A 213-nucleotide genomic window follows, 5' to 3' on the forward strand; every position below is an offset into this window, starting at 1 on the left:
GTAGAACATCACCTTGCCATGGTGGGGGTCGCGGGTTCGAATCCCGTCTTCCGCTTTCATCAACACGCCGGAGTGGCGGAATTGGTAGACGCACGGGACTTAAAATCCCGCGGTTGGTTTCAACCGTATCGGTTCGACTCCGATCCCCGGCATTGATGATGCGCCCTTAGCGCAACTGGATAGAGTGTCTGACTACGAATCAGAAGGTTGAAG

General features: G+C 54.9%; 1 tRNA gene. It reads left to right on the plus strand.

The features are described 5' to 3' along the window. Nucleotides 1-66: 66 nt before the first annotated feature. Nucleotides 67-152, plus strand: a tRNA-Leu gene (locus CP352_RS10945). Nucleotides 153-213: the final 61 nt, after the last annotated feature.

Origin of the sequence: Lactobacillus sp. UMNPBX1 (assembly GCF_002554085.1) — a bacterium.
In the GTDB taxonomy this organism is placed as follows: Bacteria; Bacillota; Bacilli; order Lactobacillales; family Lactobacillaceae; genus Lactobacillus; species Lactobacillus crispatus.